We start from the raw sequence: 2,341 nt of genomic DNA on the forward strand, positions 1-2,341 counted from the left end.
TCCATCGGTTCACCAGCCACAATAGCAGCTGTGTCGATGTCAAAGCGGCGCTTGCTGACCTTCACATAGATTGTGCCGTCCTTACCTGTACTGGCTGATACAAAGCAAAGGCGGTTGCCGTTCACGTCCTGCGGCACTTCGATGTTCCAGCCCTCTTCCGCAAAACCTAACGCGCCGGTGACTTTGTAAGCGCCAACTGAAACTCGCTCACCAGATACCCCTTCTGCCTCAGCATTCACCGCAACGCAGCCAGACAACGTAAAACCGTCCAAGTAGTCATCAGGCATCTTTTCCGGTTCGCCGGAAAGCCTGATAATAGGCGAAGCCTTCTTGATAAAACCGTTGGAGTCAGTTGTCGTATTCTGATTAGTCCAGGCATCGACAAACAGCACGCGGGCATCGGATGCAGTCGCGGGAATATTCGCTGGCAACACCTGCACATTCGAAAATGAGACATCGCTGATATTGGCGTGTCGGCTTGGCAACAGGATTGCGCCGGTATCACTCGAATACTGGTCTACTCGGCAATAAAGCTCAACAGTAAGCCCATCAGCTAACGTGTTCAACTTCGCTTCTTTAATTGTTCGATTATTTGCACCAAAAAGCGTATGAATAACAGCATTACTAAAGCCATCTTTATTCGTGTTACCTGTTTTAATAGTAACGAACTGAATGCCTTGCTGTAGCGGATTTCCGTTAAATAACGAGCCACCTATAATGATAAACCCAATTGTTTTACCATTCGAAGTATCTGCAAATTTAACTGTTATTTTCATCCAGGCTCCATTACTAACATACCCGGAAGTAAATCTATCATAGCAACTGCCAAGTAAAATTCCTTGTGCCGCCTCTTGGTTAGTTTTTCCCCCTGTTCCACCCTGCGAGATACTAAGCGCAGTTTTCAGGCCAGACAGTGATGTAATGTCTGAGTTAGCGCCACTCTTTGCTGCATTCGCTAAAGTGGCCGACGCATTATTTTCACTGATTTTCGCGGCCGCGGCTGATGCTGCTGATTTTTCGGCGGACAAAGCTGCATCTGCACGCAGGCGATCGACAGTCTGCACAATCTCCGGCGTAATATCGCTTTCACCTGGGCGCCGAAGGAAATCATTGAGCGTGCCGGGCAGCGAATCGGTATAGACCTCTATGGTACCTACCCGTTCCGGCTGAGAGCCGTAAACAGACACAATTACTTCGTATGCACCCGGCTCCACGGATAGGGAGTATTTACCGCCGTCATCCGTCACCGATTGCGACTTTGCCAAATTCAACACCGTAGACGACGTTTTAATCGAGCGCATAGTGATGGTTACGCCAGAGCGGGGATCGCTATAAGGCCCCTTTAATACACCGCTGATTAACACCATTATTTATTCCCCATTAACAAGTTAATTAATTCATCTTGGCGATCTATTCTTTCCAGCATTTCCTTATTCGCTGTCAATAAAAGGCCAAATAGCTCAAGTGGATTAAGAGATTTTTTTCCATCGGATAATGTCGTAACACCATTAGGTAATATTCTCTCGACTTCCTGTGCAATCACACCGAAATCATGCGTAGCACCTATAGTTACCCCGCCGTCATAAGTAGTATCTTTAAATTTGTATGACACCGGGCGAATTTTACGTATAACAGCCGAAGCGGCACCCGGTTCCACTGGATTAATTTTCTCTTTGATTGTTTCGTCTGAATCAAAGAAGTTCATACCCTTAGGAACACCATCTACAAAAATCTCAACATAGCCCGCGCCTAACCCCGTAAATGAACGTACCCGCCCATTTAAAGAATAAACACCACTGGGCACAATCATTGTGCCGTCAGGGTTGAAAGTGAAACGCGCCTTCTCTGCTGTGTTCGCCTTATTTAAAAGTCTAATCCAAAACCCGCCAAGGCCATCGCCGGGATTATTAACCAATGAACTTACCCCAGTCCCCGGTTGCTCATTCCATAATAAATATGTCCCCTGTAAGGAAAGGTTTACATTATTAACCCCGTTCAACACCCCCAGACCGCCGGTAAGCTGCCCGCCAGATTTACCGCCTACAGTATTCAAACGAGCATCATCACCAGCTGCAACAGTTCCGGCCGCAGAGCCTATATTTCTCGTTGACGAATTCCCCAGGCCAAGACCTGTTCGCGCGCCAGCTGCGTCTTTTGCACCCGTACCACCTTGGGCAACGGTGATAGCCGTGCTCAAAGCCTTCAGCTGAGTTATATCGTTGTTTACCCCTTTAGCGGCTTTATTTTCCAATGCCGTAGTAAAGCTATTCCAGGCCGGGCCGGTATAAGTGCTGCCGTCAGGTAACATCACAGTAATGTTTCCGGTGCCGCTGAATACCTG

Annotated in this window: 2 protein-coding genes; both read right to left on the reverse strand. The window is 47.8% G+C overall.

What is annotated here, in order from left to right; all coding sequences use genetic code 11:
- On the reverse strand, nt 1-1,367 hold a 1,367-nt coding region (locus AC4PR2_RS28380), incomplete at its 3' end, for a prophage tail fiber N-terminal domain-containing protein (RefSeq protein ID WP_492175986.1).
- Nucleotides 1,367-2,341: tail fiber domain-containing protein (locus AC4PR2_RS28385; protein WP_492175987.1), on the reverse strand; the 975-nt coding region annotated here is incomplete at its 5' end. The genes AC4PR2_RS28385 and AC4PR2_RS28380, both read right to left, overlap by 1 nt.

Source organism: Serratia sp. A07, assembly GCF_058725505.1.